Origin of the sequence: Plantactinospora siamensis (genome assembly GCF_042434095.1) — a bacterium.
In the GTDB taxonomy this organism is placed as follows: Bacteria; Actinomycetota; Actinomycetes; order Mycobacteriales; family Micromonosporaceae; genus KBS50.
The window spans coordinates 104,659-123,363 of record NZ_JBHLUE010000019.1; the positions used below are offsets into that span (position 1 = coordinate 104,659).

The 18,705-nt window shown below is 74.9% G+C and carries 16 protein-coding genes and 2 pseudogenes; 5 read left to right on the forward strand and 13 right to left on the reverse strand.

Annotation, left to right across the window (positions count from 1 at the left end; genetic code table 11):
* Positions 1–53: 53 nt before the first annotated feature.
* From ACFFHU_RS22860 to ACFFHU_RS22875, 4 genes are all read right to left on the reverse strand, one after another.
* Complete coding sequence (locus tag ACFFHU_RS22860; protein ID WP_377342096.1) at positions 54–1,133, reverse strand: DUF4037 domain-containing protein; 1,080 nt, start codon at positions 1,131–1,133, stop codon at positions 54–56.
* A 254-nt stretch (positions 1,134–1,387) separates the two neighbouring features.
* On the reverse strand, positions 1,388–2,053 hold the full coding sequence (locus ACFFHU_RS22865) for a response regulator (protein WP_377342098.1): 666 nt from the start codon (positions 2,051–2,053) through the stop codon (positions 1,388–1,390).
* On the reverse strand, positions 2,026–3,402 hold the full coding sequence (locus ACFFHU_RS22870; RefSeq protein ID WP_377342100.1) for a sensor histidine kinase: 1,377 nt from the start codon (positions 3,400–3,402) through the stop codon (positions 2,026–2,028). The genes ACFFHU_RS22865 and ACFFHU_RS22870 overlap by 28 nt, the downstream gene beginning before the upstream one ends.
* 208 nt (positions 3,403–3,610) lie before the next feature.
* The gene (locus ACFFHU_RS22875; RefSeq protein WP_377342102.1) at positions 3,611–4,588 is read right to left on the reverse strand and encodes a hypothetical protein; all 978 of its coding nucleotides are present in this window, start codon (positions 4,586–4,588) and stop codon (positions 3,611–3,613) included.
* A 273-nt stretch (positions 4,589–4,861) separates the two neighbouring features.
* Here ACFFHU_RS22875 and ACFFHU_RS22880 point away from each other — a divergent pair, with 273 nt between their 5' ends.
* Together ACFFHU_RS22880 and ACFFHU_RS22885 are read left to right on the forward strand one after the other, a co-directional pair.
* Positions 4,862–5,782 carry a 5'-3' exonuclease gene (locus tag ACFFHU_RS22880; RefSeq protein ID WP_377342104.1) on the forward strand — a complete coding sequence of 307 codons (921 nt, stop codon included), beginning with the start codon at positions 4,862–4,864 and terminating at the stop codon, positions 5,780–5,782.
* A gap of 52 nt (positions 5,783–5,834) precedes the next feature.
* Positions 5,835–6,029: pseudogene (locus tag ACFFHU_RS22885) on the forward strand (VOC family protein); the annotation flags it as partial.
* 101 nt (positions 6,030–6,130) lie between these two features.
* Here the strand turns inward: ACFFHU_RS22885 and ACFFHU_RS22890 are convergent.
* Both ACFFHU_RS22890 and ACFFHU_RS22895 read right to left on the reverse strand, forming a co-directional pair.
* The gene (locus ACFFHU_RS22890; RefSeq protein ID WP_377342106.1) at positions 6,131–7,072 is read right to left on the reverse strand and encodes an MHYT domain-containing protein; all 942 of its coding nucleotides are present in this window, start codon (positions 7,070–7,072) and stop codon (positions 6,131–6,133) included.
* Positions 7,073–7,098: 26 nt separating this feature from the next.
* Positions 7,099–9,846 carry a DEAD/DEAH box helicase gene (locus tag ACFFHU_RS22895; protein WP_377342108.1) on the reverse strand — a complete coding sequence of 916 codons (2,748 nt, stop codon included), beginning with the start codon at positions 9,844–9,846 and terminating at the stop codon, positions 7,099–7,101.
* Positions 9,847–10,010: 164 nt separating this feature from the next.
* On the opposite strand from ACFFHU_RS22895, the gene ACFFHU_RS22900 reads away from it, so the two are divergent.
* Positions 10,011–10,694: an HAD family hydrolase gene (locus ACFFHU_RS22900; RefSeq protein ID WP_377342514.1), complete on the forward strand. Its 684-nt coding sequence runs from the start codon at positions 10,011–10,013 to the stop codon at positions 10,692–10,694.
* A 76-nt stretch (positions 10,695–10,770) separates the two neighbouring features.
* Here ACFFHU_RS22900 and ACFFHU_RS22905 read toward each other — a convergent pair whose 3' ends face one another.
* The 6 genes and pseudogenes from ACFFHU_RS22905 to ACFFHU_RS22930 form a co-directional block, all read right to left on the reverse strand.
* Positions 10,771–11,715 carry a diacylglycerol kinase gene (locus ACFFHU_RS22905; RefSeq protein WP_377342110.1) on the reverse strand — a complete coding sequence of 315 codons (945 nt, stop codon included), beginning with the start codon at positions 11,713–11,715 and terminating at the stop codon, positions 10,771–10,773.
* Positions 11,716–11,828: 113 nt separating this feature from the next.
* On the reverse strand, positions 11,829–12,779 hold the full coding sequence (tatC, locus tag ACFFHU_RS22910) for a twin-arginine translocase subunit TatC (RefSeq protein ID WP_377342112.1): 951 nt from the start codon (positions 12,777–12,779) through the stop codon (positions 11,829–11,831).
* An 18-nt stretch (positions 12,780–12,797) separates the two neighbouring features.
* Complete coding sequence (tatA, locus tag ACFFHU_RS22915; RefSeq protein WP_377342114.1) at positions 12,798–13,184, reverse strand: Sec-independent protein translocase subunit TatA; 387 nt, start codon at positions 13,182–13,184, stop codon at positions 12,798–12,800.
* Positions 13,185–13,488: 304 nt separating this feature from the next.
* Positions 13,489–13,737, reverse strand: a complete 249-nt coding sequence (locus ACFFHU_RS22920) for a hypothetical protein (RefSeq protein WP_377342116.1) — start codon at positions 13,735–13,737, stop codon at positions 13,489–13,491.
* A 235-nt stretch (positions 13,738–13,972) separates the two neighbouring features.
* Positions 13,973–14,989: pseudogene (locus tag ACFFHU_RS22925) on the reverse strand (helix-turn-helix transcriptional regulator); the annotation flags it as partial.
* Positions 14,986–15,981 (reverse strand): helix-turn-helix transcriptional regulator, encoded by a 996-nt coding sequence (locus ACFFHU_RS22930; RefSeq protein WP_377342118.1) that lies wholly within the window; start codon positions 15,979–15,981, stop codon positions 14,986–14,988. The pseudogene ACFFHU_RS22925 and the gene ACFFHU_RS22930, both read right to left, overlap by 4 nt.
* Before the next feature lie 107 nt (positions 15,982–16,088).
* Here ACFFHU_RS22930 and ACFFHU_RS22935 point away from each other — a divergent pair, with 107 nt between their 5' ends.
* Positions 16,089–17,132: a cation diffusion facilitator family transporter gene (locus ACFFHU_RS22935; protein WP_377342120.1), complete on the forward strand. Its 1,044-nt coding sequence runs from the start codon at positions 16,089–16,091 to the stop codon at positions 17,130–17,132.
* A gap of 81 nt (positions 17,133–17,213) precedes the next feature.
* Positions 17,214–18,308 carry a DUF3866 family protein gene (locus tag ACFFHU_RS22940; protein ID WP_377342121.1) on the forward strand — a complete coding sequence of 365 codons (1,095 nt, stop codon included), beginning with the start codon at positions 17,214–17,216 and terminating at the stop codon, positions 18,306–18,308.
* A gap of 168 nt (positions 18,309–18,476) precedes the next feature.
* Here ACFFHU_RS22940 and ACFFHU_RS22945 read toward each other — a convergent pair whose 3' ends face one another.
* A complete protein-coding gene (locus ACFFHU_RS22945; RefSeq protein WP_377342123.1) occupies positions 18,477–18,680 on the reverse strand; it encodes a hypothetical protein in 204 nt (67 codons plus the stop codon).
* Positions 18,681–18,705 lie beyond the last annotated feature (25 nt).

Genomic DNA, 18,705 nt, shown 5'->3' on the forward strand with positions numbered 1-18,705 from the left:
TGTTAGGAAGGGCCCCTTCCTATACAAAAAACGATAAGAAGGGGCCCTTCCTTCTATTCGAGGACGGCCGCGGCGACCCGGCGGGAGCGGGCCGCGTCGGCGGTCACCTCGGTGCTGTCCACGAACTGGTCGATGGCCCCCACCGGCGGGCGGTCCCGCAGCGCCGGGTCGGTGATGGCGGCCCGCAGCGCCGCCACGAACCGGTCGGCGCCGAGCACCAGGAACGGGCGGCGGTGGAACGGTCGTACCGTCGGGTCGGCCGGCGCGGCCAGGCCGGTCGCGTTGGTCCGCTCGGCGGCCAGGCTGAGCGCCGCGCCCAGCGCGCGCTCCCGGCGGGGCCAGTCGGTGGCCCGCACGGCGCCGGTCAGCGCCGCGGTGGCCGGCGCTATCCCGGGCAGCCGCGCGAACTGGCTACCCAACCATTTCCCGTACGGGGGATAGCGGCGCTCCAGCAGCATGAACAGCCGCATCAGGTCCCGGGCCAGCCGGGCGGCCAGCACCGTGCTGCCCAGCTCGTCGTCGACCTCGGCGCACCGGCCCGCCAGGTGCTCCTCCTGGCCGATCCGCGCCCACTGCGCGGCCAGCACGTACCGCCACACGTCGTCGGGATACCAGCTCAGCGCGGCCCGCGCCCCGCTGAGCCCGGCCCCGGGCAACCCGTCGTGGAAGACCGCCCCGCCGGTGAACTCGGCCAGCCGCTGGGTGGGCACCGCGAGCCAGTCGGCGACGCCGATCCCGTCCCGCGGGTCGAAGCCGAGCGCCGCTACCAGCCACCGGCCCAGTTCCACGGCCGTCACGCCGTGCCGCTGGCCGCCGGGCGCCAGCACACCGAGCCCCGTGTCGGGATGCCCGACGAACCGGGTGGGCAGCCCCAGGAACTCGGCCGGCAGGGCCGCGTCGACCGCCGCCGTCACGGCCGGGGCCAGCCCCGCGTCGGCCCGGTCCAGATAGATCTGCAGCCGCGGCCCCCAGTCGTGGTCCATGGACCGGGGCGAGTCCAGGCCGAACAGCTCGGAGCCGGAGTCCAGCCGTGCCGCCGCGTAGGCCAGCCGCGGGAACCGGTCGCGCAGGACGGGCCCGACCAGCTCGTCGTGGAAGCGCTGGCACAGCTCCAGCCCCGGGACGAACGTCATGGCCCCAGCCTGCCCGCCCGGCCGCCGGATCGCCGCCCATTTACCGCCGGGCCGCCCGGTCACAACCCGCCTGCGGTTAGGAAGGGCCCCTTGTTATCGCTTTCTGTATAGGAGGGGACCCTTCTTAACGCCCGCCCCGGACACCGGCAGCCGTGTACCCGGCGTCCGCGCGGCCCGGCCGGCCGCGGGCCCGGCCGGCCGCGGGCCCGGCCGGCCGCGGGCCCGGCCAGCCGCGGGCTCAGCCGGCCGCGGGCTCAGCCGGCGCTGCCGCGCAGGTACGCCAGCACCGCCCGGACCCGGCGGTTGGTGTCGTCGCTGGCCGGCAGGTCCAGCTTGGTGAGGATGTTGCCGATGTGCTTGCCGACGGCCCCCTCGGACAGCACCAGCCGGGCCGCGATGGCCGAGTTCGACCAGCCCTCGGCGATCAGCTCGAGCACCTCCCGCTCCCGCTGGGACAACTGCTCCAGCGGGTCCCGGCGGCGTCGGACCAGCTGCCGGACCACCTCCGGGTCGACCACCGTGCCGCCGGCCAGCACCCGGCGCAGCGCGTCGACGAACTCGGCCACGTCGACCACGCGGTCCTTGAGCAGGTAGCCGATCCGCCGCCCGTCGCCGGAGTCGAGCAGCTCGGCCGCGTACCGCTGCTCGACGTACTGGCTCAACGCCACCACGGCCAGGTCCGGGTCGGCGGCGCGCAGCCGGACGGCCATCCGCAGGCCCTCGTCGGTGAAGCCCGGCGGCATCCGGACGTCGGTGAGCGCCAGGTCCGGCCGGTACGCCCCGACCGCGTCCCGCAGCCCGGCCGCGTCCCCCACCGCGGCCACCACCTGGAAGCCGAACCGCTCCAGCAGCCCGACCAGCCCCTCCCGGAGCAGTACGGCGTCCTCCGCGATCACGACCCGGGGCGACTCGACCGGCACGGCAGCTCCACTCGCACGACGGTCGGACCCCCGACCGGACTGGACAGGTACATGGTGCCGCCGGCCGCGGCCACCCGGTCGGCGAGGCCGGTCAGCCCGGTCCCGCGGCCCGGATCGGCGCCGCCCCGCCCGTCGTCGACCACCTCGACCACCAGCAGCCGGGGTTCGGCCGGGGGCTGGCGGGCGCCGGCCCGATCCGCGGCCTCGCAGGCGGCGGTGACGGTCACCCGGGTGGCCGCCGCGTGCTTGGCCACGTTGGCCAGCGCCTCGGCCGCCACGAAGTAGGCGGTCGACTCGGCCGCGGCGGGCAGCCGGGGCAGCTCGGCCCGCACGGTGACCGGCACGGGCGCCCGCTCGGCCAGCTCGGCCAGCGCCGCCGGCAGGCCCAGTTCGGCGAGGGTACGCGGGTGGATCCCGTGGATCAGCCCGCGCAGCTCGGTCATCAGCGCCTTGGCCTGCTCGTGGGCTCGGCCCACCGACTCGGCCGCGGCCGACCCCTCCGGCAGGTCCAGCCGGGCCAGCCCGAGCTGCAGGGTGAGGCTGACCAGCCGCTGCTGGGCGCCGTCGTGCAGGTCCCGCTCGATCCGGCGGCGCTCGGCCTCGAACGCGTCCACCAGCCGAGCCCGGGACCGGGCCACCTCGACCAGCTCGGTGCGCAGCGGCTGCTCGCCGCCGCCGAGCAGCGCCCGGGCCAGCGCCGCGTACCCGCCGGCCAGCCCGGCCGTGAGGTAGGCCAGCCCGGCCAGCAGCAGGACCCCGGCGGCCGCGGCCAGCAACGCCGGCGGCAACGTGCGGATCTCCACGAAGATCACGACCGGGTCGTCGGTGGTGAGCACGATCAGCGGGGCGGCCAGCAGCCCGGCCGCCAGCGCCAGCGCCAGCAGCAGCCCGGTGCCGAGCGCCGGCGCCAGCACGGCCAGCACCAGCAGGTACGCCACCTCCCGCCAGGTGGCCTGCTCGGCGTACCGGGTGCGTAGCCACGGCCACGCGCCCGGCGCCGACGGTCGGGCGTGCCCCGGCGTCAGCGGCCGCTGGTCGACCAGCCGCAGCCGCAGCCGTTCCAGACTCGCCACCGGCAGCGCCAGCAGTGGGCCGAACACGCCCAGCATCCCCGCGCCGAGCAGCACCAGCACGGCCAGCCAGGCGGCCGAGCCGGCGCCGGGCATGTCGCCGGCGCGCACGAGGCGCTGCTCCAGCGCGCCGAAGATCGCCCAGGGCAGCGCCAGGATCATCAGCGGACCGGCCACCACGCCGGCCACCGCCAGACCGGTGAGCAGGTAGACCAGGGACCGCCAGGGCCAGGCTCCGAGCAGGAACCGGGGCCGGCGTACGGCATGCAGCGCGGACATCGACACGTGATTGACCGTAACGAGCGTGCACGGCCGGAACCCAGCCGTCGGGCCCCCGTTCGCGGGTGGTGCTGGCCCCACCTTCCCGGGCCGGTGGCGCCGGAGGACCGGGCCGGCGACCGTTCGCCGCGGTCGGGCTCGTGGGCCGTTCCGCCCGACCCGAGGCAGGTTTGCCTGCTGCCCTTACCGGATCAGCCGTGGCCGCGGTTCATGATCCCTCTTGCCACTCCAGGATCCGCATGGTCCCGCGCTTGGGCAGCGGGCCGAAGGCCCGTTTCGGGGTGCCGCCGGCCGCCGTGGTGGCGTAGAAACCGTCGGCGCGCTCGGCCAGCAACCGCTTACCGTCCGGGGCCACGTAGAGGTTCGTGAACGGCCTGCCGCCAAGCTTCGCGATGATCCGGATCGTGGCAATCTTGGTGGCCGGGTCGGCGGTCAGGGTCGCCAGTTCGGCGTGTGGTCCACCGCCGAAGCAGGGCACCGTCCACGAGCGGACCTGCGGACCGTGGCACGTGTAGAGCAGGTCACTCCCGCCGTCCTGATCGTCGTCCCGCCCGATGACATCCGCCTCCACGAGTTCCTGCTGGCTACGCCGCACGACGACGGAACCGACCTTCGGCTGGCCCGGCATCTCGACGTACGCCACGTCTTCGACCGGTCGGCCGCCGGAATCCCACTGCGGAGCGAGTCCCACGTCGGGCCGTGATGTAAGTCGGGGATCCGCCGGATCCAGCGAGACCGCACGAAGACCTTCACGGTCGGGGTCCTCCAGCTCGACGGCCAGCCGATTGGTCCGGGGGAGGAAGCCGACCCGTTTCGGTCGGGTGTCCCTGGCCCCCCACGACTGCGGGTCCAGGCTCCCCGACGACTCGTAGCGGTCACCCTTCAGCGTATAGAGCAGGACGTTGCCCGACCGGTCGATCTCGGCGGCGTACTGGAAACTCGCGCTGAACACCACCTTCCCGTCGGTCGGGACCATGACCGCCCGGCGCAGGGTGCCGGTGGTGGCGTCGTACACCCGCAGTTGGGCTTCCTCGCCTGTCCCGGCGCGGGTCAGCGCCACCAGCCCGGCTGGCAGAGCGGACCGGGGCGGCAAGCCGGCGGCAGCGGTCCCGGTGGCCACGGTGGGACTGGGCTCGGGGGCAGGCGCCGGGTCGCAGCCGGTGTTGGCCGCGACCGCGGCGACCATCAGCCCAGCCAGCGCCGCACAACGGCCGAGCCGGTGGCATGCCGTCGCGCTTCCCCGCGATAGCCGAAAAGCCAGCACGCCGAGCCTCCCCCGTGACGATGCCAGCGCGGTGCCAGCCTAGAACATCGCACCAACCCATCGACGACGACCGCGATGGTCCGTCCTGACGTCCCCACCTACGCCGACTGTCGTTGTGGACCGAGGGCCGGCCCCGCGCGGTGGACCCGACCGCGCGGGGCCGCCGGTGTCGGACCGCTGTGCGAGGCTGTGCCGGTGAACCAGCGCTCTCCCCTGCTTCTCGTGGACTCGGCCAGCCTCTACTTCCGCGCCTTCCACGGCATCCCGGAGTCGGCGGCCCGGGCGCCCGACGGCAGCCCGGTGAACGCCGTGCGCGGCTTCCTCGACATGATCGCCACGCTGGTCCGCACCCGCCGGCCGGACCGGCTGGTCTGCGCGCTGGACTACGACTGGCGCCCGGCGTGGCGGGTCGAGCTGCTCCCGTCCTACAAGGCACACCGGCTGGCCCCGGCGGGCGGCGAGGTGGTGCCGGACACCCTGGTGCCGCAGGTGCCGCTGATCCTCACCGCGCTGGAGCTGATCGGCATCCCGGCGGTGGGCAGCGACGGCTACGAGGCCGACGACGTGGTCGGCACGCTGGCCACCACCCAGCCGGGGCCGGTCGAGGTGGCCTCCGGCGACCGGGACCTGTTCCAGCTGGTCGACGACGCCAAGCCGGTCCGCTTCCTCTACTGCGGCCGCGGGGTGGCCAAGCTGGAGGACTGCGACGGCGCGGCGGTGCGGGCCAAGTACGGCGTGCCACCGGAGGGCTACGCCGACTTCGCGGCGCTGCGCGGGGACCCCAGCGACGGCCTTCCCGGGGTGCCCGGCGTGGGCGACAAGACCGCGGCCCGGCTGATCGACCGGTACGGCGACCTGGACGCCCTGCTGGCCGCGGTGGACGATCCGGCGGCCGGCTTCGCCCCCGGGCTACGCGGCAAGCTCGTCGCGGCCCGGGACTACCTGGCGGTCGCCCCCACGGTGGTGCGGGTGGCCCGGGACGTCCCGCTGCCCGACCTCGACCCGGCACTGCCCCGCGTGCCGGCCGACCCGGACGGGCTGTTGGCGTTCGCCGAGAAGTGGAACGTGGCCGGGCCGTGCCGGCGCCTGGTCGACGCCCTGGCCGAACGGGGCTGATCCGGCACGATCTACGATCGCCGGCATGGCGACCCGGCTCGTTCAGATCAACATGAAGGCTCGGGACGACGCCGGGCTGGGCCGTTTCTGGGCGGCGGCGCTCGGCTGGGAGCTTTCCAGCGAAGGACCCGGCCTCACCAATCTCGAACCGGTGGGCTTCGACTATCCCGACCCCGCGGCCGTCTGCATCGACCTGGTGGCCGCCGCCGAGCCCAAGGTGGGAAAGAACCGGGTGCACGTGGACCTCGCCGCCAGCTCGGCGGGTCTACCGAGCCGGCGCCCTCGTCGGGCCCTCCGGACGCCAGCCGGGCTGCGCGGTGCCGCGGAACCGGGGTGCCGCGGTGCCCCCTATCGCTCCACGCGGTCCGGCCGGCTGCGGCCGGGCCGGGGCCCGAACGCGTCCCGTCCGGCCAGGCCAACCGGGTCGAACGCCGCCTGCTCGCCGTGCCGCGCGGCAGGGTCGCCCGCCCGAGCGGTCTGCCGCTCATCCAGGTAGGCCAGCCCGGCCCGGTCCTCGGGACTGGGCGCGAGCATCAGCGCGTACGCCAGCCCGAGGCCGACCACGATGACCGCCAGCACGATCGGAACCAGCAGGGTGCCCACCGTGGCGCCCTCGGTGGGCGGGGCCGTGGACCGCAGATGCACCGACATGGCGGTCATGCCGGTGTAGTGCATGCCGCTGACCGCGACGCCCATCACCAGGGCGGAGCCGGCGATGGCCAGCGGGCGGCGGACGGTGAGGGCCAGCCAGAACGCGGCCGTGGCGGCCACCACGGCGATCAGCACCGACAGCACCACCCGCAGCGGGTCGTAGTCGATGTCGCCGTTCAGCCGCATGGCCGCCATGCCGGTGTAGTGCATCCCCGCCACGCCCAGCCCGGTGATCAGCCCGCCGGCGGCCAGCCGGACCGGCGCCGCGCGGCCGCCGACCACGGCCAGGCCGACGCCCACGGCCACCACCGCGATGACCGCGCTGGCGAGGGTGAGCCCCACGTCGTACCGCAGGGTGGTGCCGGTGACGGCGAAGCCGAGCATGGCCATGAAGTGCATCGACCAGATCGCCGTACCGCCCAGCGCGAACGAGGCCAGCGCCAGCCACCACATCCGCTGGCGGGCGGTCGAGGCGGACCGCAGCCGGATGGCACAGATCAGCCCGAGCAGCGAGCCGAAGACGGACAGCGCGTAGCTGAGCACCGGTGTGCTCCAGCCGTACGCGAAGTGGTTGACGTGCGCCATGGGTCCCCTCCGGAACGAGTCCGGGACGCCCACCGTCCCGGCGGTCCCGTTCACGGGACCCACCCAGCCTAGCTGATCACTCAGCTGGCCTGGTGGTAGGCCAGTACCCCACGATTGACGGCCGCAATCGCGGCCCGGGCCACGGACCGCAGCTCGGCCCCCGCGCCGCCGGCGTCGGCGATCTGGCCGAGCAGGTCGGCCACCTGGCGCGCCCAGCGGACGAAGTCGCCGGCCGGCATCTCGCCGTCCAGGCCCGCCCCGCTGGCCAGCACCTTCGCCAGCGGCTCACCGCGGGCCCACCGGTAGACCGGCCAGACGAACCCGAGGTCCGGCTCCCGGGTGGTCTCCAGCCCGCGCCTCGCCTCGTCGGCCTCCAGCGCCGACCACAGCCCGAGGGTGGCGTCCACCGCGTCGGCGACCGGGCCGCGCGGCACCGAGCCGCGCTCGTCGGTCTCCCGGCGCGCCTCGAACACCAGCGTGGAGACCGCAGCGGCCAGCTCGGCCGGGGCCAGCCCGTCCCAGACCCGCCGCCGCAGGCACTCGGCGACCAGCAGGTCGGTCTCGCCCCAGATCCGCGCCAGCATCCGCCCGGCGTCGGTCACCTCGCCGCCGTCGGTCAGGTAGCCGCGGGCCACCAGCAGCTCGCAGATCTTGTCGAAGGTCCGGGCCAGCGACCCGGTACGGCTGGCCACCCGCTGGCGCAGCTCCTCGGTGTCCCGCTCCAGCCGGGTGCGCCGCTCCGCCCACCGGGCGTGCTCCTCGCGGTCCGGGCAGGCGTGGCACGGGTGCCGGCGCAGCTGGTTGCGCAGTTCGACGAGCTGGTTGTCCTCGTCGCTTCCCCGGGACCGGCCGCCGCGCCGGCCGGCGTGCCGGGGCAGCCCGGTGCCGCTCACCGCGGCCGCGAGGTCGCGGCGGGCCGCCGGGGACCGGTGGTTGAAGTGCTTGGGCACCCGCACCCGGGCCAGCACCTCGGCGGGGGCGGTGAAGTCGGCCTGGGTGACCCGGCCGGCCCAGCGGTCCTGGGTGAGCACCAGCGGGCGCGGCTCGCCGAAGCCGCCGACGCCCGGGTCCAGCACCACAGCCAGTCCCGCGCGCCGGCCCGACGGGACCCGGATGACGTCGCCGACGCGCAGCCGCTCCAGCGACCGCACGGCCGCCGACCGGCGCTGGTGCTGCCCCTCCCGGGCCAGCGACCGCTCCCGGTCCGAGATGGCCCGGCGCAGCGCGAAGTATTCGGCGAAGTCGCCGAGGTCGCACTGCGCCTCCCCCTCGTACGCGGTCATCGTCTCGGTGTTGCGCTGCACCTGCCGGGCCAGCCCGACCACCGACCGGTCCGCCTGGAACTGCGCGAACGACGCCTCCAGCAGCTCCCGGGCCGGCGCGAACCCCACCGAGCCGACCAGGTTCACGGCCATGTTGTACGACGGCCGGAAGCTGGAGCGCAGCGGATAGGTGCGGGTGGAGGCCAGCCCGGCCACCTGCCGCGGATCCACCTCCGGCGACCAGACGACGACCGCGTGCCCCTCCACGTCGATGCCCCGCCGGCCGGCCCGGCCGGTGAGCTGGGTGTACTCCCCCGGCGTGAGGTCCACGTGCGCCTCGCCGTTGAACTTCACCAGCCGTTCCAGCACCACGCACCGGGCCGGCATGTTGATGCCCAGCGCCAGCGTCTCGGTGGCGAAGACCGCCTTGACCAGGCCGCGGACGAACAGCTCCTCCACCACCTCCTTGAAGGCGGGCAGCATCCCGGCGTGGTGCGCGGCCAGGCCGCGCTCCAGCCCGTCGAGCCACTCCCAGTAGCCGAGCACCGACAGGTCCTCGCCCGGGATGGCGGTGATCCGCCGCTCGACGATCTCGCGGATCTCGGCCCGCTCGTCCGGGGTGGTCAGCCGCAGCCCCATGGCCAGGCACTGCTGCACGGCCGCGTCGCAGCCGGCCCGGCTGAAGATGAACAGGATCGCCGGCAGCAGGCCCTCCCGGTCCAACCGCTCGACGATCTCCGGGCGCAGCGGCCCCCGCCAGCGCGGGCCGCGCCGGGTCAGCGCGCCACGCGGGTCGGCCATCTCCAACCGGCGCAGCGTCTCCCGGGTATAGCGCAGCAGCTCCGGGTGCACGTCGTGCTTGCGGGCCGCGTCGGCGTCGTGGAACAGATCGAACATCCGCTTGCCGACCAGCATGTGCTGCCACAGCGGCACCGGCCGGTGCTCGCTGACCACCACCTCGGTCTCGCCGCGCACCGTGACCAGCCAGTCGGCGAACTCCTCGGCGTTCGATACGGTGGCCGACAGCGAGACCAGGGTGACCGAGGCGGGCAGGTGGATGATCACCTCTTCCCACACCCCGCCGCGGAACCGGTCGGCCAGGTAGTGGACCTCGTCCATCACCACGTACGCGAGGCCGTCCAGCGCCGGCGACCCAGCGTACAGCATGTTGCGCAGCACCTCGGTGGTCATCACCACCACCGGGGCGTCCCCGTTGATCGCGTTGTCGCCGGTCAGCAGGCCCACCCGCGCGGCGCCGTAGCGGCGGACGAGGTCGTGGTACTTCTGGTTGGACAGCGCCTTGATCGGGGTGGTGTAGAAACACTTGCGCCGCTCGTCACCGGTCAGCGCCAGGTGTACCGCGAACTCGCCGACCACCGTCTTGCCGGCGCCGGTGGGCGCGCACACCAGGACCCCGCTGCCCCGCTCCAGGGCCTGGCAGGCCGAGCGCTGGAAGTCGTCAAGATCGAAGCCCAGATCCGCGGCAAACTCGGTGAGGGCGGGAAAGCTGCTCGCGTGCGCGGCCCGGCGGCGCGCCGCGGCGTACCGCTCGGCGGGGCTCGACATGACTTCCAGGTTAATGCGTGTCGGTTTGCCACACCGGAAGAGGGCATCGGGCCGACCCGTCGGAGCCGGTCGGTAGGGTGCAGCGCGTGCCGGACCATCCCAAACCGCGAAGCGGGCGCAGCGACGTCGCCAGCGCCCCGACCGCCGCCGCGCCGAGGCGCCCGGTGGAGGCGGTGCTGTTCGACTTCCACGGCACGCTCGCCCAGGTCGAGGACCCGATCGGCTGGGTCCGGGCCGCCGCCGCCGACCGCGGGGTCGAGCTGGACCGGGCCCGGGCCACCGCGCTGGCCGACCGGCTGGTCACCGCCGGCCGGCCCGGCGGGCCGCTGCCGCGCCGGGTGCCACCGCACCTGGCCGAGGTCTGGGCCGACCGGGACCTGTACGAGCACGCCCACCGGGCCGCGTACACCGGCCTGCTGGAGACGGTCCCGGCCGGCATCGACGGGCTCGCCGACGCGCTGTACGACCGGCTGCTCGACCCGGCCGGCTGGCTGCCGTACGCCGACGTCGAGCCGACCCTGCGCCGGCTCCGCACGGCCGGCGTGCCGATCGCGCTGGTCAGCAACATCGGCTTCGACGTCCGGCCGCTGTTCGCGGCGTGGGGGCTGGCCGACCTGATCGACGAGTACGTCCTCAGCTACGAGGTCGGCCGGTGCAAGCCCGACCCGGCGATCTTCCTGGCAGCCTGCGGCCGGCTGGGCGTCGACCCGGAGCACACGCTCATGGTCGGCGACACGCCCGCCGACGCCGGGGCGGTGGCCGCCGGCTGCTCGGTGCTGGTCCTCCCGCCCGCGCCCCCCGGCGCCCCCAACAACCTCACCGCGGTGCTCGACCTCGCCCGCCGGTAAGGAAGGGCCCCTTGTTATCGCTTTTTGTATAGCAAGGGGCCCCGGTTAACGCTCAGCCTTCGGACAGCCGCCGCGCTCAGCGCAGCAGCCGGACCGCGCCCGGCACCGCGGTCACGGTCACCGGCAGCGCGGCCGAGCGTTCCCCGTCCGCGTACGTGGTGATGCCCTCGGCCGCCAGCTCGATGGTGCGCGCCCGGTAGCTGGTGACCAGCGGATGGTCCACGTGGGTGCCCTGGTAGAGCCGGGGCCGCACCCGCATCAGCGCGGTCCGGCTGAACCGGCCGCCGACCACCACATCGAGCAGCCCGTCCCCCGGGTCGGCGGCCGGGCAGATCCGCAGCCCCCCGCCATAGCTGGGGCAGTTGCCCACGGCCACCAGCACGGCGTCCACGGTCAGCTCCCGGTCGTCCAGCCGCAGGGTGTAGCGCCGGGGCCGCAGCCGGGCCAGCTCCACCACGATGGCCAGGTCATACCGGCGGCGGCCGCGCGGCCAGCGCATCCGGTTGGCCCGCTCGTTGACGATCGCGTCGAAGCCGGCCGCCAGCACCGCGCCGTACCAGCCGGTGCTGCCGTCCACGGCGGTCACCCGGGCCAGGTCCACCGGCCGGGTCCGGCCGGCGGAGATCGCCGCGGCCACCGTCTCGGCCGCGGCCAGCGGCTCGACCGGGAAGCCGGTGTCCATCGCGAAGTCGTTGCCGGTGCCGGCCGGCACCGGACCGAAGCCCACCGGCGTGCCCGCCACGGCCTGCAGCGCCTGGTGCACCGTGCCGTCGCCGCCCACCGCGACCAGCGCCGCGGCCCCCTCGGCCACCGCCGCCACGCAGGCCGCCCGGCTCTGCTGGGCGCTGTCGGCGGTGAGCAGCCGGACGTCCCGGCCGGTGCCGGCGAGCCGGTCCATGATCTCCGGCAGCAGGTCGCGGTGCCGCCCCCGGCCGGCGGCGGGGTTGGCCAGCACCGCCACCGGGCCGTCGGCCAGGCCGCCGGCCGGCGCCGGGCCGGGATGATGGTCGGACACGGTCACGGCGAGCACCGTACCCGTCCGGCACCGGGGACGTACGCCCCGGTGCCGGCACCCGTTCGCCGTCAGGTCATGCAGACGTCACGTCTTCTTGCGGACGTCAGGTCGTGCCGCCGTCAGGTCATGTCGTCGTAGTCGCGGTCGATCGGCCGGCGGGGCGCCACCGGCTCCGGGCCGGCCACCGGGGCCACCGCGTCGATCCGCTCCCCCGCCTCGACCGGCTCGTTGTCGAAGGTCAGCGGCGAGATCTCGTCGTCGCCGATCCCCGCGTACGTCTCCCGGCCCCGGCCCTTGCGCCGGTCGTTGATGAACGCGACCGCCACGGCGGCGAAGTAGAGCGCGCACAGGCACACGCCCAGCATGCTCATGCCGAACGGGTCGGGCGTCGGGGTGACCAGCGCGGAGAAGGCGAAGAGCAGGAAAACGACGCTCCGCCACCAGCCCAGCAGGCGCCGGCCGCTGACCAGGCCCACGAAGTTGAGCATCAGGATGATCAACGGGAACTCGAAGGCCACCCCGAACAGCATGATCAGGTTGGTCACGAAGCCGATGTAGCGGGTGATGTCCAGGGTCGTCTTGATGTCCCCGCCGGAGAACTCGATCAGGAACTCCAGGCCCTTGCGCACCACGAAGAAGGCCAGGAACGCGCCGGCCGCGAAGAGCGGCGCGGCCAGCGCCGTGAACGCGTACGCGTACCGCCGCTCGTGCCGGTGCAGGCCCGGGGCGATGAACGCCCAGAGCTGGTAGAGCCAGACCGGGGCGCCGACCACCAGACCGATCCAGAGCGCGATCTTGAGATCGAGCAGGAACAGGTCCGCGACCCCGAGCTGGACGAAGTTGCAGACACCCTTGTCGTCCCGGGAGCCGGGCAGGTCGCAGTACGGCTGCTCGAGCAGGTGCCGGACCGGCTTGGCGAGCCAGAAACCCACCGCGAAGCCGGCGAGGATCCCCAGCGACGCCTTGAACAGCCGGCTACGCAGCTCGCGGATGTGCTCCATGAGCGTCATGGAGCCGTCGGCGGCCCGCTCGAAGTTGCTCTGCCGACGCTTGCGCAGGGCGAAGGCCACGGTCGTTGGACCGCCGGCTCAGTTGTCGCGTACCCGGTGCACCGGGTCGACGACGGGCGGCTGCTGCTGGTACGGCTGCTGCTGTGCGTACGGCTGCTGACCAGCGGGCGGCTGCTGCCCGGCCGGCGGCTGCTGGTACGGCTGCTGCTGCGCGTACGGCTGCTGCTGGTACGGCTGCTGCTGGTAGGGCTGCTGGCCGTTCGGCGGGAGCGGCTGGTAGCCGGTCTGCGCCTCGGCCTTCTCGGCGAGGTCGTTGTCATCGTCGACCAGACCCTTGGTCTCGGCCTTGATGATCCGCATGGACCGACCGAGCGAGCGGGCAGCGTCGGGAAGCCGCTTCGCGCCGAAGAGCAGGATCAGCAGGACCACGAGAACGGCGATGTGCCAGGGCCTGAGGGCACCCATGGGAAGCTCCAGTCGGTGGGCGGGCCGGATGTCGGACTCCATGGTACGTGTGTCCGCGGACGTAACCAGGGGCCGGGCCGACCTTGACCGATCCCGATCGGCGCGGTCCCCGACCATCGTCACCCGGCCCGCTCGAACCGGTCTCGATCACCGGTCGAGGCGCGGCCGGTGCCGGCGGATGCCGGCCCGACGGTCGCCCGGAACGCGTTCGGCGCAGGCTCGACCCGGCGGCGGGCGCCGTCAAGCACCCCGACCCCGGTCAGCGGGCGGTGGCGGTCCGGTCAGCGGCCGATGGTGGGCTCGTTCAGCGGCCGGTGGCGGCCTTGATGGTCGCGATCCGCCGTTGCGTCTCGCCGGCGTCCGCGGCCAGCCCCTCCAACTGCTCCTGCAGCGCCTCGGCCGACTCCTGCAGGGCGGCGATCTCGGTCTGGCGCCGTTGCAGCCGCTGCGCGGCCCGGTTCAGCGCGGGCAGCCCGGCCAGCACCGGCCGGATGGCCAGGGCAAGCACGAGCAGGGCGAGCACGACGACGGCGAGCACGATCCAGAGCACCACGGCGGCCAGCCTACGGCCTCCCGGCCACCGCCGCCGGACCGGCGTCCCGGGCCGGCGCCCGATCGGTCGCACCGGCGCCCCCGGCCCGCGCCACACCGGTCTGCCCCGGACCGCCCGACCCCGGACCGCCCGACCCCGGACCGGCCTGCGCCGGACCGGCCGCAGCGGCCGGCTGGCTGGGCACGGCGGCCGCATCGGGCTCGACGGCCGCACTGGGCTCAACGGCCGCACCGGGCTCAACGGCCGCACCGGGCTCGACAACCGCACCGCCGTCGACCGGCACGGCGTACGCGTCGAGGGCCGCCGCGGCGGCGTCCCGGACGGCGGCGGCCAGCTCCGGCGGGCCGACGACCGTGACGTCCGGTCCCAGCCCGAGCACGAACCGGCGCGCCCACCCCAGATCGGTGACGCGCAGCCCAACCAGCCAGTCCTCGCCGCCGCCGCGGCGCACCGACTCGCACGGGTAGTACTCGGTGATCCACCGGGCGCCCCGGCCCACCCGCAGGCTCACCAGCGGCAGCTCGGGCGTGGGCCGGAAGATCCCGGCGCTCAGGTCGATGGGCTGCGCCTGCGGCGGGGCCTGCGCCGGCTCGGACAGCTCGGTGAGCGCGTCGATCCGGTCGGCGCGGAACAGCCGCACCGCCTCGGCCCGCCGGCACCACGCCTCCAGGTAGGCCCGGCCGCCCACCATCAGCACCCGCAGCGGGTCGATGGTCCGCTCGGTCGTCTCGTCCCGGGTCGGCGTGTAGTAGGTGATCCGCAGCGCCCGGCCCCGCTGCACGGCCGCGCGCAGCGAGTCCAACCGCTCGGCGTCGCCGGGCAGGCGTACCGCCACCGGCGCGCCGGCGAACTCGCCCGCGGCCGACTCGATCTTGGCGAGCGCCCGCTCGATGGCGTCCCGGTTGGCCATCCCCGGCGTCTCCACCAGCATCCGCAGCGCCACCAGCAGGGCCAGCGCCTCGTCCGGGGTGAGCCGCAGCGGACGGTCGATGCCGGCGTCGTAGGTGATCGTCACCCGGTCACCGTCGAAGGCCATGTCGATCAGGTCGCCGGGGCCGTAACCGGGCAACCCGCAGACCCAGAGCAGCTCGAGGTCCTCCCGCAGCTGCCGCTCGCTCACCCCGAGGTCGGCGGCCGCCTCGGCCACCGTGATGCCGGGCCGGGACAGCAGGTAGGGCACCAGGTTGAGCAGCCGCCCAAGCCGGTCCGCCGAGGCGGCCCGGGAGCTTCCGGTACGCGCCGCGGGGCTCACGAGCCCACCGCCGCGGGAACCTCGTCGTGCCGCGCCACGGCCTCCTTGAGCAGCTGGATGACCGCGTCCCGCACCTCCGGCGGGTCCAGCACCCGCACGTCCGGCCCGTACCCGGCCAGCGTGCCGGCCAGCGACTCGGCGTCGGCGTACGCGAGCACCAGCCGGTCCCCCGCGGCGCCCGGGGTGACCTCGCGGGCCCACCGGCGCAGCCCGGCGGCCCGCCCCGGCCGCACCAGCACGGTGGCCCGGCCGCGGTGCTCGGTCGGGCCGGACCAGCTGGCCACGTGGCTGATCAGGTCCACCCCGGCGGGCGGCTGGTAGGCGTCCGGCGCGCCCTGGGCGCGTACCGTCCCGACGATCCGGGACAGCCGGAAGCAGCGGGTGGCGTTCCGGTCCAGGTCGTGGCCCACCACGTACCACCGGCCGCGCCAGCAGACCACGCCCCATGGCTGCAGCCGGCGGCCGGCCGCGGCGTCGTCGTCCGGGGTGCGGTAGTCGAAGGTCACCGCCCGGCGCTCCCGGGCCGCGGCGGTGAGCGGCGCGAACGCCGGATCGGCGGTGACCACCGGCTCCAGGCCCAGGGTGGCCTGCGGATCCACGTCGATGCCGGCGGCCCGCAGCTTGGCCAGCCCGGAGGAGGCCGCCGCGGCCAGGCCGGCGTGCTGCCACAGCCGGGCCGCGATGCCCACCGCGGCCGCCTCGTCCGGCTCCAGCAGGATCTCCGGCAGCGCGTACTCCCGGTGCGCGATCCGGTAGCCCGGCTCGGTGTCGAACGCGCTGGCCGTGCCGGTTTCCAGCGGTACGCCCAGCTCACGCAGCTCGGCCTTGTCCCGCTCGAACTTGCGCTGGAACGCCTCGTGGTCCCGGGCGTCGTCCGGGTCGTGCTCGTAACCGGGCACCGTGGCGGCGATCTGCGCCGCCGTCAGGAACCGTCGGGTGGACAGCAGACAGATCACCAGGTTGACCAGGCGTTCGGTACGGGTCCGGGACACCTGGGCAACGCTAGCAGCGTCGTGGGGGTCCCGGTGCACCTGCGCCGTGGCGTACACCACCATCGCCCGTCCGGCGGATGCGTGGCTCGGGTCATAGGCTGATTCGCATGGGTCAGGACCAGCAGGGAGAACAGTCGGAGAGCGCCGGCACCGTGGTGGTGGCCGGGGCCGCCAACCTCGGCATCGCGGTGGCCAAGGCGGTGGCCGGCGTGTTCTCGGGCTCCTCGGCGATGCTCTCCGAGGCCGCGCACTCACTGGCCGACACCACCACCGAGGTCCTGCTGTTCACCGCGCTGCGCCGGGGCGCGCGGCCCGCCGACGCCAAGCACCCGTTCGGGTACGGCAAGGAGAGCTACGTCTGGGCCTTCCTGGCCGCGCTGTTCACCTTCCTGGCCGGCGCGGGCTTCTCCATCTACCAGGGTGTGCACACGGTGGTCGCCGGGGAGGAGAGCGGCCCGGCGCTGCTGTCGTACATCGTGCTGGCCATCTCGTTCGTGCTGGAGGGCATCTCGTTCCTGCGGGCCGTCAAGCAGGTCCGCGGCGAGGCCGAGCGGTGGAACACCACCGGACGACGGTTCCTGCGCTACTCGGCCGACACCACGGTCAAGGCCGTGTTCCTGGAGGACAGCGCGGCGCTGATCGGCCTGCTGCTGGCAGCCGTCGGCATCGGGCTCACCGAGCTCACCGGCAGCTCGGTGTGGGACGGCGCGGCCTCGATCGGGATCGGCGCGCTGCTGCTGGTGGTGGCCGGCATCCTGGCCAAGAACAACGTGTCGCTGCTGGTCGGCCAGGCGGTGCCGCCGCGGGTCCACGAGGCGATCCGGGAGGAGCTGGCCGGCCTGCCCACGGTCACCCGGGTGGACACCCTGCTCACCATGCAGCTGGGCCCGGATGACGTGCTGGTCGCGGCCAAGGTCGACTTCGTCGACGAGGCCACCGGGGCCGACATCGAGGCCGGGTCCGACGAGGCCGAACGCCGGCTCACCGAGCGGTACCCGAACATCCGGTACGTCTTCCTCGACCCCACCAGCAGCCGGCGCGCCGAGGGCAGCCGCTCCCGGCTGGAACCGCCGGCCCAGGGGAGCCGGTCGGCCGACGGGTCCGGCCTGCCGACAACCGGCCCCACCGCCGCCCGTTCATCCGGCTCCTGACCCTCCCCCGCCCCCAGATCTCGCCGGGAAGCCCTGGGGGGTGGGGCGCGGGCGGAGGGCGGGCGGCTAGCGTGTGCGGTCATGGTGCGATGGCGGTCCGGAACGGTCACGGCGGTGCGTCGCCGGTGGCGGGGCGCGATCGAACTCGACGCCTCGCTGCCCGACGGCGCCGCGGTACGCGCGCTGGCGTACCCGGAGCTCGTCGGCGCCCCCGAGGTGGGCGACCGGGTGCTGCTCAACGTGGGCGCGCTGCTCATGGGCCTGGGCACCGGCGGCTACGCCCTGGTGGTGGCGCTGCCGGACCGGCTGCCGCCGGACCCGCCGCAGCCGGCCGACACCCGGGCGGCCGGCCACCTGGTGAAGGCCCGCTACACGCCGCTGCAACCGATCCTGCTCGGGGTCGACGAGGAGGCGTCGCCGCACCGGGCGGCGCTGGCCGACGCCGACGATCTGGCCGGGATGCCGGTGGTGGTGGCCGACCTGCACTCCGCGCTGCCGGCGATCGTGGCCGGCATCCGGGCCGACCGTCCGCAGCTGCGCATCGCGTACGTCCTCACCGACGGCGCGGCCCTGCCCGCCTGGTTCTCCCGCACCCTCACCGGGCTCGCCGACGAGCTGGTCGGCACGGTGACCGTGGGCCAGGCCTTCGGCGGCGACCTGGAGGCGGCCACCGTGCACTCCGGGCTGCTGGCCGCCCGGCACGTCCTGCGGGCCGACGTCACCATCCTGAGTCAGGGGCCCGGCAACCTGGGCACCGGCACCCGGTGGGGCTTCTCGGGCGTCGCGGCCGGCGAGGCGATCAACGCCACGGCCGTGCTCGGCGGCCGGCCGGTGGGCTCGCTGCGGATCTCCGCGGCCGACCCGCGACCCCGGCACCGGGGCGTGTCCCACCACAGTCTCACCGCGTACGGGCGGGTGGCGCTGGCCCGCGCGGACCTGGTCGTGCCGGACGGGTTGGCGCCCGAGCTGGCCGCCGCGGTGGATGCGGCGCTCGCCCCGCTCGCCGCCCGGCACACCCTGGTCCGGGTCGGCACCGACGGCCTGGACGCGGCGCTGCGCGGCGCGCCCGTGCCGCTGTCCACGATGGGCCGCGGGCTGACCGACGATGCCGAATACTTCCTGGCCGCGGCCGCCGCCGGCCGCCACGCCGCCACGCTGGCCCCACCGCCCCCCTGACTCCGCCTCTCCGCCTCTCCGCCTCTCCGCCTCTCCGGGGTCGATCATGCAGTTGGCGGATGGTTGGATCGATCCAACGACCGGCTAGCTTCATGGTCGACCCCCGAACCGGACGCGGAACCAGGCCGGCGCGGAGCCGGACGCGGAACCGTTCAGGGTGGGGCGGCGTCAGCTGAGGACGATGAGGGCGATCCAGGCGCCGACGATCAGCACGAGCGCGAGCGCCATGACCCAGGTCGGGACCCGGTATTCGCCCCGCCGGTTGCGGGCGATCTCGTCGGCGATCTTGTTGCGCCGGCGGTCGACCCAGTTCTGCCGGGTGCTCGCCGGGTCGCGGTCCCGATCCGGGTCGGGCGGCGTGGCTGCGCTCATAGCGCGGCCAGCCTACCGGCCCGGC